We start from the raw sequence: 14,932 nt of genomic DNA, 5'->3' as shown, positions 1-14,932 counted from the left end.
GCGCGACCGAGCCTCCATGGACGGATTCACGGCGTCCCCCGCAACCGGACCCACCCCGCCATCCCTCAGTAAACCCGCTGTTGCTCCGGCTGTTGCTGTCGCTCTGGCCCCTGCTGGTGCAGGGTGCCGCCCTGCCGAACTAAACTACCCGCCGTTGTCCCTGCAGGATTGCCCATGTTCGATACCTCGCCCCAGCTCGATTGCGCCGGCCGCATCCTGCGCCTCGACCGCGCCCGGGTCATGGGCATCGTCAACGTCACCCCGGACTCGTTCTCCGATGGCGGCGCGCACGACACCACCGAGGCCGCGGTCGCACATGGCCTGAAGCTGGTCGAGGAGGGCGCGGACCTGCTCGATATCGGCGGCGAATCCACCCGCCCGGGCGCCGCGCCGGTATCGGTCGAGGAAGAGCTGCGCCGGGTGCTTCCGGTGATCGAGCAGCTGGCCGCCCGTACGCAGGTTCCGATCAGTATCGATACCTTCAAGCCGGAGGTGATGCGTGCGGCCGTGGCCGCCGGCGCGGGCATGATCAATGACATCTTCGGCCTGCGCCAGGATGGGGCGCTGGACGCCGCCGCTGCAACCGGCGTGCCGGTGGTGCTGATGCACATGCAGGGCGAGCCGGGCCACATGCAGGCTGACCCACACTACGATGACGTGGTCGCCGAGGTGCACGGCTTCCTGGTGCAGCGCCTGTTCGCTGCAGAAATGGCCGGCATCGCGAAGAAGAACCTGCTGGTCGACCTCGGTTTCGGCTTCGGCAAGACCACGGCCCACAACATGACCCTGCTGGCGCGCTCGGAACGCTTCCTGGAACTGGGCGTGCCGATGCTGGCTGGCTTGTCGCGCAAGCGCAGCCTGGGGGAACTGACCGGCCGCGACACGCCGTCCGAGCGCGTGGCGGCTTCGGTAGCCGCGCACCTGATCGCGGTCCAGCGTGGCGCGCGCATCGTGCGCGTGCATGACGTGGCGGCCACCGTCGATGCGCTGAAGATCTGGCAGGCGGTGGAAGCCGTGCCGACGCCGCGTGCCGACGCCACGCCGACGATCCGCTGGCCGGACGAAGACTGATGGGCATCGACCGGCGGCCACTGGCGATCGCCGTGATGGGGCCGACCGCCAGTGGCAAGACCGCCACCGCGATCGCCCTGGCACAGCAGCTGGATGGCGAAATCGTCAGCGTCGATTCGGCGCTGGTGTACCGCCACCTGGATATCGGTTCGGCCAAGCCCGATGCGGCCGAGCGTGCGCAGGCGCCGCACCATCTGCTGGACCTGCGCGATCCCTGGCAGACCTACTCGGCAGCCGAATTCGCCGCCGATGCCGGCCGGGTCGTGGCCGACATCGTGGCACGCGGCAAGATGCCGATCCTGGCCGGTGGCACTGGCCTGTACTTCCGCGCCCTGTTGCAGGGCCTGTCGCCGATGCCCGAGGCCGATCCGGCGACGCGCGAAGCGCTCAGCGCCGAGGCGGCCGAGCGTGGCTGGGCGGCGCTGCACGCAGAGTTGGCCAAGGTCGACCCAGCAGCAGCGGCACGCATCCATGCCACCGACCCGCAGCGCATCCAGCGGGCGCTGGAGGTCTATCGCCTGACCGGCTCCCCCATCACTGAATGGCAGCGCCGGCCGGGCGTGGCGCCGTTGCCGGTGCGCACCCTCAAGCTGATCCTGGCGCCGCGTGACCGCGCGGTGCTGCACCAGCGCATCGAGGCGCGCTTCGACGCCATGCTTGCGCAGGGCTTCCTCGACGAGGTGCGGGCGTTGCGCGCGATGCCGGAAATGGCTGCCGTGGAGGCGCCGCTGGACCTGCCGGCAGTGCGCGCGGTCGGCTATCGGCAGGCCTGGGAATACCTGGACGGGGAGGGCGATGCCGCCCGCTTCCGTGACAAGGCGATCTTCGCCACCCGCCAGCTGGCCAAGCGCCAGCTGACCTGGCTGCGCGGCGAGCTTGATGCGCGCTGGTTCGACCCCCATATCGAGCACGAGCGCCTGGCCGGCGCGGTGTCGACCTTCGTCGCACGCTGAACCCCCGCCAGCCGTGTAACATCATCGGTCGGCGGGCGGCTCGGGGGCCGTGGCAACCGTCGGCAACCCAATAAGAACAATAATCAGGAGTGTGCAATGTCCAAGGGGCAATCGCTGCAGGATCCTTTCTTGAACGCACTGCGGCGCGAACGCGTGCCGGTTTCGGTGTACCTGGTGAACGGCATCAAGCTGCAGGGCACGATCGAGTCGTTCGACCAGTTCGTGGTCCTGCTGCGCAACACGGTCAGTCAGATGGTCTACAAGCACGCCATTTCCACGGTCGTTCCGGCACGCAACGTGAAGGTCGGTCCGGGCGGTGGTTACGTGCAGTCGGGTGAAGGTGGTCAGGCAGGTGATGAAGCAGACGAGTAATACCGGAGCGGTGAATGTTTGACCGCTCGAAAAAGGGCGAACACGCCCTGTTGATCCAGCCCCATTTCGGCAAGCTGGAAGACGATGTGCTTGAGGAGTTCGGTGATCTGGCCCGCTCGGCTGGGGCCAGCATCGCCGCGACGATCACCGCGCGCCTGGATCGCCCGAATCCGTCGACCCTGATCGGCAGCGGCAAGCTGGACGAGATCAAGGCCGCGGCTGATGCCAGCGGTGCCGACCTGATCCTGGTCAACCATGCGTTGAGCCCGGGCCAGGAGCGCAACCTGGAACGCTTCCTCGAGCGCCGGGTGATCGATCGTACCGGCCTGATCCTGGACATCTTTGCCCAGCGTGCGCACAGCCACGAAGGCAAGCTGCAGGTCGAACTGGCGCAGCTGCGTCACCTGGCCACACGGCTGGTGCGCGGCTGGACCCACCTGGAGCGCCAGCGCGGTGGTTCGATCGGCCTGCGTGGCCCGGGTGAAACCCAGCTGGAAACCGACCGCCGCCTGTTGCAGAAGCGGGTCGAGCAGCTGCAGAAGCGGCTGGAAAAGGTCGAGGTGCAGCGCACCCAGATGCGCCGTGCGCGCGTGCGCAGCGAGCTGCCGCGCGTGGCCCTGGTCGGCTACACCAACGCCGGCAAGTCGACCCTGTTCAATGCCATGACCGGCGCCGAGGCCTATGCCGCCGACCAGCTGTTTGCCACGCTGGACCCGACCGTGCGTCGCATCGCGGTGCCGGGCGGCAACGTGGTGCTGGCCGACACCGTCGGCTTCGTTCGCGATCTGCCGCATGACCTGGTCGCTGCGTTCCGCTCGACCCTGTCCGAGGCGCGCGAGGCCGATTTCCTGCTGCACGTGGTCGACGCCGCCGATCCGCACCGCGAGGAGCGCATCGCCCAGGTGGACGAGGTACTGACCGCGGTCGGTGCCGGTGACCTGCCGCAGTTGCTGGTGTTCAACAAGATCGACCGCATCGAAGGTGCCGACGTCCGCCACGATGGCCAGGACGGTATCCCGGATGAGTCGCGCCGGGAGCGGGTGTGGATTTCCGCGCGTGACGGGCAGGGCCTGGAGCTGCTGCAGGCGGTGCTGGGCAAGCGCCTGGGCCTGCAGCATGTCACCGGCGAACTGCGCCTGCCGCCGGATGCCGGCCGCCTGCGTGCGCGCCTGCACCAGCTGGAAGTGATCCGCAGCGAGCAGGCCGACGAAGACGGCTGGCTGCTGCAGGTCGACCTGCCGATTGCCGAAGCCGAAAAACTGGCTGCCAGTGCCGACGGCGCGCCGATCCGGGCGCTGCTGCCGGAGAAACTGCCGGAGTGGTGAGGTAGCGGCCCATGCCCGGTAGTGCCGGCCGCTGGCCGGCAGCGCAACCGTGCCGGAGGGGCGCGACATCCAGCTGTCATCTGCGGTACAACGTGCAGGTTCTTCACCCCACCGTCATGCCGATGTCCATTCCCACCGACGCTGAACTCAATGCCCAGTCCGCCGCGCTCGGGCAGCGCCTGCAGCAGGCTTCGCTGCAGCTGGTGACCGCTGAAAGCTGCAGTGGTGGCTGGATCGCCAAGTGCATGACCGATATCGCCGGTTCCTCGGCGTTCTTCGACTGCGGCATGGTGGTCTACAGCTACGAGGCCAAGCAGCGCCTGCTGGGCGTGCGTGCGCAGACCCTCGAGCAGTTCGGCGCGGTCAGCCGCGAAACCGTGCTGGAAATGGTGTCCGGTGCGCTGGTCAATTCCGGCGCCGGTATCGCCGTGGCGGTGACCGGCATCGCCGGTCCTGGTGGCGGCAGCCCGGACAAGCCTGTCGGCAGCGTCTGGATTGGCTGGAAGCGCCGCGGTGGCTATGCCCGTGCCGAGCTGTTCCAGTTCGATGGCGACCGCGAAGCCATCCGCCGGCAAACCGTGGCGGCGGCATTGCGCGGTATCGACGCCCAGCTGTGACATGCTGCTCCGGTAATCGTCCGGAGCACGCATGATGTGGGAAACGCTGGGCACGGTCCGTGACCTGGGCCGACTGCAGGAAATCGCCGTCGTCCTGATCCGCTATGGCTTCGGCGATGTGGTGCGGCGCATCGGCCTGGCCAGCACGCTGGAGCGGGCAGGGCGCCTGCTGCACTGGAACGAGGAGCGGCAGGAACTGTTGCGGATGACCGCGCCGGTGCGCGTGCGCAGCGCGATGCAGGATCTCGGCCCGACCTTCGTCAAGCTCGGCCAGGTGCTGGCGACGCGCGTCGACCTGCTGCCGCCGGAATGGATCGCCGAGCTCTCTGAACTGCAGAACGCAGTACCGGCGCTGCCGTACGCGGATATCCGCGAGCAGCTCGAGGCCGACCTAGGTGCATCGCCTTCAGAAGTGTTCGCCTTCCTCGATGAAACCCCGATGGCCGCCGCTTCGCTGGCGCAGGCCCACCGCGCGCGCCTGCATGACGGTCGCGAGGTGGTGCTGAAGGTGCGTCGCCCCGGCATCCGCGATGTGGTCGAGGCCGACCTGCGGCTGCTGGCCCGCCTGGCGGAGATCGTCGAGGCGCGCCTGCCGGACCTGCGCCGCTATCGCCCGGCCGAGGTGGTGCAGCAGTTCACCGTGTCGCTGCGTCGCGAGCTGGATTTTGCCGCCGAATGCCGCAATGCCGAGCGCATCGCGCGCAACTTCAAAGGCCGCGACGACATCCTGATTCCCGACGTGCACTGGCAGTGGACCTGCGAAAGCCTGAACGTGCAGGACTTCGTCGACGGCATTCCAGGGCGTGATCTGGCCGGCGTCGATGCGGCGGGGCTGGATCGGCGCGAACTGGCGCGGCGTGGTGCTGACATCGTGCTGAAGATGGTGCTGGAGGACGGCAGCTTCCACGCCGATCCGCATCCCGGCAACATCATCTACCTGCGTGACGGCCGCATCGGTGTGATCGATTTCGGCATGGTCGGTGCGCTGTCCGAAGTGCGTCGTTTTCAGGTCGCGCAGCTGCTGCACGGGCTGGTCGAGCAGGACCCGCAGGGCGTGGCCGACGTGCTGCTGGACTGGGTCGGCGGCGTGGAAGTGGACGAGAACCGGCTGCAGCACGACATCAGCCAGTTCGTCGACCAGTACCGTGGCGTGCCGCTGAAGGACCTGCGCATCGGTCTGATGCTGGGCGACATCACCCAGCTGCTGCGCAGCTACAGCCTGACCCTGCCGGCCGACCTGGCGCTGATGATCAAGGCGTTCCTGACCCTGGAAGGCATGGGGCGGCAGCTGGACCCTGATTTCGACATGGCCAGTGCCGCGCGCCCGTTCCTGGAACGGGTGGTGCTGCAGCGCTATGCGCCCAGGGCCCTGCTCAAGCGCGGCCGCCGCAGCTTGCTGGGCCTGGTCGACTTCGCCGGTGAACTGCCCCGCGACCTGCGCAAGCTGGTCCAGGCCGCCCGCCGTGGGCGCCTGCAGCTGAAGGTGGAAACCACGGCGCTGCAGGGCTTCGGCGAGCAGGTGAACCGTGCGGCGAACCGGCTGGTGATGGGCATCGTCACCGCCGCATTGATCATCGGCTCGTCGATCGTGATGCACAGCGTTGGCGGCGTCTCCAGCCGCTGGCTGCTGGCACTGGGCGTGTGCGGCTTCATCGGCGCCGGCTTCTGCGGCGTCTGGATCCTGTTTTCGATCTGGAGAAGCGGCAAGCACACATAGTGTGCTTGCCGCAGCGGTTCCCAACGGGAGCCGCGGAATCGCTGCGCGATTCCTGTAGAGCCGACCGCTGGTCGGCTGCTTCTGCTCTCGCCTTTGTCTCTGCCAGCCAGGCCAAGCCCGGCGACGATTACCAAGCACAGCTCGGCACCACAGATGCCGCCGTGTCGCCCCCGGCACTTGCAGTCCCGCTCGTTAGTAGTAATACTACTAATCATGGACCTGACCGACACCCAGCAGGCGATCCTGCAGTTGATCGCCGAGCGTATTGAGAGCGAAGGCGCGCCGCCGTCGCAGACTGAAATCGCACGTGCGTTCGGCTTCAAGGGCGTGCGCGCGGCCCAGTACCACCTGGAAGCCCTGGAGCAGGCCGGTGCGATCCGTCGCATCCCGGGCCAGGCCCGCGGCATCCGCCTGGTACAGGCGCCACCTGTCGAGAAGCTGGCCGAGCCGGGCCTGCCCGACAGCGTCCTGCGCCTGCCGGTGCTGGGCCGTGTCGCAGCCGGTCTGCCGATCGGTGCTGATATCGGCTCGGACGACTTCGTGGTGCTGGACCGGGTGTTCTTCTCGCCGGCACCGGATTACCTGTTGAAGGTGCAGGGTGATTCGATGATCGACGAGGGCATCTTCGACGGTGACCTGATCGGCGTGCACCGCACCCGCGATGCCCATTCCGGACAGATCGTGGTGGCCCGCATCGATGACGAGATCACCGTCAAGCTGCTGAAGATCGCCAAGGATCGTATCCGCCTGCTGCCGCGCAATCCCGACTACAAGCCGATCGAGGTGCTGCCTGACCAGGACTTCTCGATCGAGGGCCTCTATTGCGGCCTGTTGCGACCCAACCGTTGACCCGTTCCATAGCGCATTACCCCGCGGTCTTTTGTGGCGATTCTCTGGTTCCACTGAGGTTGGTACGGATGTCCGATAATTCTTTTCAGAGCGCCGGGCAGAATCTCAGCCTGTGCGATACGTCCGACTTAAAGTGAACCCATGGCAAAGAAGACCCCCAAAGACAGCACCTCCAACGACACGACCTCTGCAAGGACCAATCCGATGGACGAGAACAAGAAGCGCGCCCTCGCTGCAGCTCTGGGCCAGATCGAAAAGCAGTTCGGCAAGGGCTCGGTGATGCGCATGGGCGACCGCGTGGTCGAGCCCGTCGAAGCCATCCCGACCGGTTCGCTGATGCTCGACATCGCGCTGGGCATTGGCGGTCTGCCGAAGGGCCGTGTCGTTGAAATCTACGGGCCGGAATCCTCGGGCAAGACCACGCTGACCCTGCAGGCCATCGCCGAATGCCAGAAGATGGGCGGCACCGCGGCCTTCATCGACGCCGAGCACGCGCTGGACCCGATCTACGCCGCCAAGCTGGGCGTGAACGTGGACGACCTGCTGCTGTCGCAGCCGGATACCGGCGAGCAGGCGCTGGAAATCGCCGACATGCTCGTCCGTTCGGGTTCGGTGGACATCCTGGTGATCGACTCGGTCGCCGCGCTGACCCCGAAGGCCGAAATCGAAGGCGAGATGGGCGACCAGCTGCCGGGCCTGCAGGCCCGCCTGATGAGCCAGGCGCTGCGCAAGCTGACCGGCAACATCAAGCGCTCCAACACCCTGGTGGTCTTCATCAACCAGCTGCGCATGAAGATCGGCGTGATGATGCCGGGCCAGAGCCCGGAAACCACCACCGGCGGCAACGCGCTGAAGTTCTACGCCTCGGTGCGGTTGGACATCCGCCGTATCGGCGCGATCAAGAAGGGCGACGAGATCATCGGCAACCAGACCAAGATCAAGGTCGTCAAGAACAAGCTGGCGCCTCCGTTCAAGCAGGTCATCACCGAGATCCTGTACGGCGAAGGCATCAGCCGCGAGGGCGAGCTGATCGACATGGGTGTGGATGCCAAGCTGGTCGAGAAGGCCGGCGCCTGGTACAGCTACGGTGAAGAGCGTATCGGCCAGGGCAAGGACAACGCCCGTGGCTACCTGCGCGACAACCCGACGGTCGCTGCCAAGCTTGAAGCCGAGCTGCGCGAGAAGTTCCAGCCGACCGAAGCCAGCCGTGAGGAAGGCGACGACGAAGGCGACGACGAATAAGGCTTGCTGTGGGGCAGGGCGGCGCCGTCAGTGACGTCGCCCTGTCCCGCAGGTTCGAATCGCCCAGGGATGGGCTGGGCGCCACGGATGGCGCCACCCTTGGAGCACCGATGTCCGACGCCGACGACATTCCCACCGGCCGCAAACGCCGGCCGCGCGAGCAGACGCCCGTGCAACGAGCGCTGGGCCTGCTGGTCCGCCGCGAGCACTCGCGCAAGGAGCTCACCCGCAAGCTGACCGCACGTGGCATCGAAGATGAAGCCGCGCAGGCGGCTGTCGCCAAGCTGACCGAAGCCGGCTGGCAGGACGACACCCGTTTCGCCGAGAACCTGGTGCGGATGCGCGCCAACACCGGTTATGGGCCGATCCATGTCCGCGCCGAGCTGGGCACTCACGGCCTGGACAGTGCCGCGATTGCCGCGGCGATGGACAGCTACGAAGGCGACTGGCAGGAAAATGCCCGTGATCTGGTCCGCCGACGCTTTGGCGAGGCCGGTCCGCAGGACCTGACGCAGCGGCGCAAGGCCGCCGATCTGCTGGCCCGACGGGGCTTCGACGGCGACAGCATCCGCCGTGCGACCCGCTACGACCCGGATGACTGAGACTGGCGGCGCCGGGCCTGATACCCTTTAGGTTTTCGGCGGTCCCTCGCGACCCTGGCCAACGCGGCCGGTGGTCCGGGCCCGCCGGCCCGCAGACTGCCAGCCCTCAATGAACGCATCCGCCAAATTCACGACTTCCCAGATCCGCAGCGACTTCCTTGAATTCTTCAAGGGCAAAGGCCACACCATCGTGCCGTCGGCGCCGCTGGTGCCGGGCAATGATCCGACCCTGCTGTTCACCAACTCCGGCATGGTGCAGTTCAAGGACGTGTTCCTTGGCGCGGAGAAGCGCAGCTACGTGCGCGCGGCCGATGTCCAGCGCTGCCTGCGCGCCGGCGGCAAGCACAACGACCTTGACCAGGTCGGCTACACCGCACGCCACCACACCTTCTTCGAAATGCTGGGCAACTGGTCGTTCGGCGACTACTTCAAGAAGGATGCGATCGCCTGGGCCTGGGAACTGCTGACCCAGGTCTGGAAGCTGCCGGCCGAGCGCCTGCTGGTCACCGTCTACCAGACCGATGACGAAGCGTACGCACTGTGGCGCGACATGGTCGGCGTGCCGGAAGAGCGCATCGTGCGCATTGGCGACAACAAGGGCGCACCGTTCGCTTCGGACAACTTCTGGCAGATGGCCGACACCGGTCCGTGCGGCCCGTGCACCGAGATCTTCTACGACCACGGCGACCATATCGCCGGCGGCCCCCCGGGCTCCCCGGATGAGGACGGCGACCGCTTCATCGAAATCTGGAACCTGGTGTTCATGCAGTTTGACCGCCAGCCCGACGGCACCCTGGTGCCGCTGCCGGCACCGTGCGTGGATACCGGCATGGGCCTGGAGCGCCTGGCGGCGATCCTGCAGCACGTGCACACCAACTACGAGATCGATCTGTTCCAGGCCCTGATCCGCAAGGCATCCGAGCTGACCGGCACCGCCGACCTGGAAAACAAGTCGTTGCGCGTGATCGCCGATCACATCCGCGCCTGCTCGTTCCTGATCGTCGACGGCGTGCTGCCGTCCAACGAAGGCCGCGGCTACGTGCTGCGCCGTATCATCCGCCGCGCCCTGCGCCACGGCTGGATGCTGGGCGTGCGCCAGCCGTTCTTCAGCAAGCTGGTGCCGACCCTGGTCGAGCAGATGGGCGAGGCCTATCCGGAACTGCCGGCGGCGGTGGACACCGTCACCCGTGCGCTGCAGGCCGAGGAAGAGCGTTTCGCCGAAACCCTCGATGCCGGCATGAAGATCTTCGAGGACGTGGCCGGCAAGGCCAGCAATGGTGTGATCCCGGGTGTTGACGCGTTCCGCCTGTACGACACCTATGGCTTCCCGCTCGACCTGACCCAGGACATCGCCCGCGAGCGCGACCTGACCGTCGACATTGCCGGCTTCGACGCCGCGATGGAGCAGCAGCGCGAGACTGCGCGCGCGGCCGGCAAATTCGGTGGCGGCGTGACGCTGCCGGCCGAGCTGGTGGCGACCCTCAGCCCGACCGCGTTCCTGGGGTATGACCGCCTGCAGGCCGACGGCCTGACCGTGCTGGCCCTGCTCAAGGACGGTCGTCCGGTGCAGTCGGCCGATGCCGGTGATGCGGTCATCGTGATCACCAACCAGACCCCGTTCTACGCCGAGTCCGGCGGCCAGGTCGGCGACACCGGCGTGCTCACCGGCAACGGCGTGCGCCTGGTGGTGGAAGACACTCAGAAGTTCGCCGGCCAGTTCCATGGCCACGTCGGCACCCTGTCCGAAGGCGGCCTGAAGGTCGGTGATGTGCTGTCCGGCCAGGTCGATGGCGAGCGCCGTGGCGCCACCATCCTCAACCACTCCGCCACCCACCTGCTGCACGCCGCCCTGCGCGAAGTGCTGGGCACCCACGTGCAGCAGAAGGGCTCGCTGGTGGCGCCGGACCGCCTGCGCTTCGACTTCTCGCACTTCCAGCCGATCAGCGCGGAAGAGCTGGCCGTGATCGAGCGCAAGGTCAATCAGCAGGTGCGTGCCAACAATGCAGCCGAAGTGCACAACATGGGCATGCAGGAAGCGCTGGACTTCGGCGCGATGGCCCTGTTCGGCGAGAAGTACGGTGAGCACGTGCGCGTGCTGAAGATGGGTGACTACTCCACCGAGCTGTGCGGTGGCACCCACGTCAACCGTACCGGCGACATCGGCCTGTTCAAGATCACCTCCGAGGGCGGTGTCTCCGCTGGCGTGCGCCGCATCGAGGCGGTCACCGGCCAGGGCGCCCTGGATTACGTGGACGCCGAAGAGGCCCGCCTGGCCGAGGCCGCCGACCTGCTTGGCGGCAGCGCTGCCGACGTCGTCGAGAAGATCCGCGCCCTTGGCCAGCGCCAGAAGCAGCTGGAACGCGAGCTGGAGTCCGTGAAGGCCAAGGTTGCCGCTGGCGCCACCGCCGACCTGTCCGGCCAGGCCGTCGAGGTTGCCGGTGTGAAGGTGCTGGCGGCGCGCCTGGAAGGCTTCGACGCCAAGGCCCTGCGTGACGCCATGGACCGCCTGAAGCAGCAGCTGGGCGATGCGGTGATCGTGCTGGCCGGCGCCCAGGACGGCAAGGCCGCCCTGGTCGCGGGTGTGAACGGCAGCGCAATGGGCAAGGTCAAGGCCGGGGAACTGTTGTCCCATATCGCCGGTCAGATCGGGGGCAAGGGCGGCGGACGCCCGGACCTCGCCCAGGGTGGTGGCGAGGACGGGCCCGCCCTTGCCACTGCGCTGGCTGCAGTCGTCGAATGGGTCAGCCCCCGCCTGTGATGAACCTGGCCGTCCCCCTCCTTGTAGGAGCGGGACGGCTGACGGTACCATTGCGAATCTTTTCCCTTTGTCGTGGTAGCGCTTCTTGACGGAGCGTCAAGCCGGTGGGGGATACCCTTCCACACGGTTCCATGGAGACTTACAAAAATGTTGATCCTGACTCGCCGCGTCGGCGAAACCCTGATGATCGGTGACTCGGTGAGCGTCACCGTGCTTGGCGTCAAGGGTAACCAGGTGCGTATCGGCATCACCGCGCCGAAGGACGTCGCTGTGCATCGCGAAGAGATCTATCAGCGCATCCAGCGCGGTGACGAAGCCGGTGGCGCCGGTAGCGAAAATTCTGCCGAATAACGCTTTACCTTCGCACTCGATTAACGTTATGATTCACGCCCCGCTGAGGTGCAACGCACCAGACGCGGAGAAAACCCCGGAGTGATGCCCGAGTGGCCGAAGGGGCTCCCCTGCTAAGGGAGTATAGGGTCAAAAGCTCTATCGAGGGTTCGAATCCCTCTCACTCCGCCAGATACAAAGAAGCGCCTGCAGATCCTCGATCTGCAGGCGTTTTTCTTTATCCGACACTCGAAAGTACAGCCGGCGTGGAGCTGACTATCCTGGCTGATCGGTGCGGATGGCAGGCGTTGGCATGGGCGCGGGCGTCGCCGCTGGTGCCGGAGCGGGCGCACCGGGCAGCTGTGGCGGTTCAAGATAGCGAGGTGGGGTTTCCCGCCACAGCAAGGCAAGCGTGCAGTCGTTGGCACGTTCCCTGCACATTCTTTCGGCCTTCCGCTGCGCGGCGTCCGCGGTCTTCTCACCCAGTGCAAAGCCCAACGCAATCGTGCCGGTCGCTATGGCCGAATAGCCTTCGCTGCTGGTGCTGGCGGACTGACCGCAATTGCGCGATCGCGCTGCGCAGTAGTGCAGCGACTGCTGCATCGCAGTGGTGAGGGAAGATTGGTTCATCGAATAGCCGTAGCGGCCATCCTTGTCGTAGGTGATCGCAGACGCAGCACTTGCGCCTGATGAAACGGACAACAACAGTGCCAGTGAAACCGCATGCTTCCAGTTCATCACGCTCTCCTTCTCTGCCGATGGTGAATCAACCGGGGAGCGTGGTGCAACCACGCAGGGGGTGCGATGGACGACGCCTGCAGGCCGTCTGCCTGCAGGCGTGTACCGATGCATCCGGTTGTCAGAGCTTCACCGTCACACCCACCTGGAAACCACGCCCCGGCAGCGGCGCAATGTATTTCAGCGGCGAGTTGTGCGGTCGCGCTTCCTCATTGAGCAGGTTGCTGCCGTTGACGAACACCTCCATGCCGGCGATGTAGCTGTTGCGTACCGGCAGTTCGCGGCTGACCTGCAGGTCGACCAGGTTGAACGCATCCAGCGGCACCTCCTCGCTGACGTTGCGGCCGAGGTACTTCTGCCTGTCGTAGTAGGTGCTGGACAACTGCGCCTTCCAGCCCTCGCGCTGCCACTGCAGGTTGGCGCCGTAGCGGTTGGTCGGCATGTTCGGCAGGTACTCACCGTCATTGTGGGCACGCAGCGAATCGGGGCGGTCGGCCTTGTTCTTCACCAGGTCGGCGAAGGCGGACACATTCAACGTGCCGAAGCGGCCCAGGTCCAATGCCTGCGAAGCATCGATCTCGAAGCCCTTCACCGTGGTGTCGGTCTGCTTCCAGTACTTCAGTGGCAGGCGGTTGGCGGTCTGCAGGCCGGAGTAGCCGAGGTAGAGATAATTCTCGTACTTCATCCGGTATGCGGTGGCGGAGAGCTCGAAACCGCCGAGATGGAACAGGCCGGTCAGTTCCAGGTTCTTCGCGCGTTCCGGTTCCAGATTCTGGTTGCCTTCTTCCTGGGTCATCACCGAGTAGTGTGCGTTGCTGGCATACAGCTCGTTGATCTCCGGGGCACGTTGCGAAGACGAGTAGCGCACCTTGGCCGCGAACATCGTCCCCAGCTCGACATACGAACCCAGGCTGTAGCTGTTGAGCCGGTAGTCGCGGTCCTGCAGTTTGGTGTTGGCGGCATTGCGCGCGGTCTTGAAGCGGCTGGGCTGCAATTCGTGATCCACACGCTCGTGGCGCATGCCTGCATCGAAGGTGGCCCAGCCGAAGTCCAGCGTCTCCTTCAGGAACACCGCATTGCTGCGCGTGTCCACGTCCGGCAGGTAGCGCTGCGAGCCGCTGCCGGTGACATCACGCGACTGATGGCTGAAACCGAGCAGGCCGCTGAGCGGGCCGATGCGTTGATGGCTGAGCAGCAGCTCGGCCTGGGTGCTCTCGAAATCGTAGTCGTTGGCCTTGGTGGCGCCCAGCCGCTCGCCTGAGGTGTTGTCCAGCTTGGAAACACGGAGTTCCGCGCGCTCGAACCACGGCAGTGGATCACGCAGCAGGGCTTCCAGTGCGTAGCGCTGCTGCTTGATCACCACGCCCACCGGCAGGCCGTCGGCGTAGTTGGAGCCGAACGACAGGTTCTGCATCGAAAAGCCCGGCACGCCGTACTCGCTGTCCTTGGCATCAATGCTGACACCGACGTAACCGCGGTCGAAGAACAGCGTCGAACCGAAGGCCACCTGCGAATTGCGTGCATAGCTGTTGCCCAGCCGGTGGTGGTAATCGGGAGTCACATCGTTGTTGATCTGCTTCTGCACGTATGAAGGCGTGCCTGCGACGTAGGCCGGGTTGACCGGATTGACGTAGGTGCGGCGCTGCCAGACCGAGATCGGATTGTTGGTGTAGAACGAGAAATCACCATCGGCCCAGTCCGGGTTCTCGGTCATGAACTGGTCGATGTATGGCTGCGAGGCCTTGTTGTAGAACTGCTGGACGCGCGCCTCTTTCTGGCAGGCGTCGGCCAGTGCCGAGTTGACGCCCCCGCCGGCTGGGAACAGTCCGGTGTTGCAGACGCTGGCCTTGCTGTTGCCGGCGATGTCGTAGTGCGAGATACGCTGTCGCGACACCTGCAGGTTGGTGGAGATGTTGCGCTGGTTGTTGAAGTTCATGCGGAAGCCCTGCGCGTCGGCCGCGTTGAAGCCCTTGCGCAGGACCAGTTCCATCGACTGGTCCTTGTCTTCCATGCTGCGCGAGATCAGGCCCGAGTCGATCTCCACGCTGCCACCGATCGCATTGCCGCCATAGCGCACGGTGTCGGAGGACTTGTTGACGGTGACGCTGCGCACGAACAGCGGATCGAACGGGATGTTGATGTCACCGCTGATCGCGTTCATGCCCAGGATGGACTGGCCGTCCTGCAGGATCTGCACGCGGTTGCCGCTGAGGCTGCGGATGACCGGAGCGCCCGCGTTTGGCCCGAAGGCGCTGCTCTGCACACCGGAGACGTGTTCGAGCAGGCCGCCGAGGGTGCGGTTCTGCGCCTGCGGATTGTCGACGGTGACCCGGCTGTCGATGCGCGAAGGCTGGGTGG

At 66.1% G+C, this 14,932-nt stretch carries 13 protein-coding genes and 1 tRNA gene; 12 read left to right on the top strand and 2 right to left on the bottom strand.

The features are described 5' to 3' along the window. The first annotated feature begins 174 nt into the window (after nt 1–174). The 12 genes from folP to QRO95_RS22890 all read left to right on the top strand — a co-directional run bounded on the left by folP (nt 175) and on the right by QRO95_RS22890 (nt 12,028). Complete coding sequence (folP, locus tag QRO95_RS22945; protein WP_153855157.1) at nt 175–1,071, top strand: dihydropteroate synthase; 897 nt, start codon at nt 175–177, stop codon at nt 1,069–1,071. Beyond that, complete coding sequence (miaA, locus tag QRO95_RS22940) at nt 1,071–2,024, top strand: tRNA (adenosine(37)-N6)-dimethylallyltransferase MiaA (protein WP_285303561.1); 954 nt, start codon at nt 1,071–1,073, stop codon at nt 2,022–2,024. Before folP ends, miaA begins: the two co-directional genes overlap by 1 nt. Nucleotides 2,025–2,120: 96 nt before the next feature. Further along, complete coding sequence (hfq, locus tag QRO95_RS22935; protein WP_004152891.1) at nt 2,121–2,396, top strand: RNA chaperone Hfq; 276 nt, start codon at nt 2,121–2,123, stop codon at nt 2,394–2,396. A gap of 14 nt (nt 2,397–2,410) precedes the next feature. Beyond that, on the top strand, nt 2,411–3,721 hold the full coding sequence (gene hflX / locus QRO95_RS22930; protein ID WP_032128411.1) for a ribosome rescue GTPase HflX: 1,311 nt from the start codon (nt 2,411–2,413) through the stop codon (nt 3,719–3,721). A gap of 122 nt (nt 3,722–3,843) precedes the next feature. Beyond that, nucleotides 3,844–4,338: a CinA family protein gene (locus QRO95_RS22925; RefSeq protein ID WP_010484249.1), complete on the top strand. Its 495-nt coding sequence runs from the start codon at nt 3,844–3,846 to the stop codon at nt 4,336–4,338. Nucleotides 4,339–4,372: 34 nt separating this feature from the next. After that, a complete protein-coding gene (gene ubiB, locus QRO95_RS22920) occupies nt 4,373–6,055 on the top strand; it encodes a 2-polyprenylphenol 6-hydroxylase (RefSeq protein ID WP_285303562.1) in 1,683 nt (560 codons plus the stop codon). Nucleotides 6,056–6,268: 213 nt separating this feature from the next. Then, nucleotides 6,269–6,904 carry a transcriptional repressor LexA gene (lexA, locus tag QRO95_RS22915; RefSeq protein WP_032128412.1) on the top strand — a complete coding sequence of 212 codons (636 nt, stop codon included), beginning with the start codon at nt 6,269–6,271 and terminating at the stop codon, nt 6,902–6,904. Between the two features lie 204 nt (nt 6,905–7,108). Then, the gene (recA, locus tag QRO95_RS22910) at nt 7,109–8,146 is read left to right on the top strand and encodes a recombinase RecA (RefSeq protein ID WP_010484252.1); all 1,038 of its coding nucleotides are present in this window, start codon (nt 7,109–7,111) and stop codon (nt 8,144–8,146) included. 110 nt (nt 8,147–8,256) lie between these two features. Continuing rightward, the gene (recX, locus tag QRO95_RS22905; protein ID WP_014036760.1) at nt 8,257–8,748 is read left to right on the top strand and encodes a recombination regulator RecX; all 492 of its coding nucleotides are present in this window, start codon (nt 8,257–8,259) and stop codon (nt 8,746–8,748) included. 109 nt (nt 8,749–8,857) lie between these two features. Next, entirely contained in the window at nt 8,858–11,506 is a 2,649-nt protein-coding gene (alaS, locus tag QRO95_RS22900; protein WP_285303560.1) for an alanine--tRNA ligase, read from the top strand. Between the two features lie 147 nt (nt 11,507–11,653). Then, nucleotides 11,654–11,857, top strand: a complete 204-nt coding sequence (gene csrA / locus QRO95_RS22895) for a carbon storage regulator CsrA (RefSeq protein WP_006432031.1) — start codon at nt 11,654–11,656, stop codon at nt 11,855–11,857. A gap of 78 nt (nt 11,858–11,935) precedes the next feature. Then, nucleotides 11,936–12,028 (top strand) — tRNA-Ser (locus tag QRO95_RS22890). An 84-nt stretch (nt 12,029–12,112) separates the two neighbouring features. Here the strand turns inward: QRO95_RS22890 and QRO95_RS22885 are convergent. Both QRO95_RS22885 and QRO95_RS22880 read right to left on the bottom strand, forming a co-directional pair. Further along, on the bottom strand, nt 12,113–12,574 hold the full coding sequence (locus tag QRO95_RS22885; RefSeq protein WP_180844142.1) for a DUF4189 domain-containing protein: 462 nt from the start codon (nt 12,572–12,574) through the stop codon (nt 12,113–12,115). A 121-nt stretch (nt 12,575–12,695) separates the two neighbouring features. After that, nucleotides 12,696–14,932 (bottom strand): TonB-dependent receptor (locus QRO95_RS22880; RefSeq protein ID WP_285303559.1); only part of this gene is annotated, 2,237 nt, incomplete at its 5' end.

Origin of the sequence: Stenotrophomonas maltophilia group sp. Smal13, from assembly GCF_030236855.1 — a bacterium.
GTDB lineage: Bacteria > Pseudomonadota > Gammaproteobacteria > Xanthomonadales > Xanthomonadaceae > Stenotrophomonas > Stenotrophomonas maltophilia_A.
The sequence above is the reverse complement of the archived record's forward strand: the minus strand, read 5'-3'. Positions and strand labels throughout refer to the sequence as shown.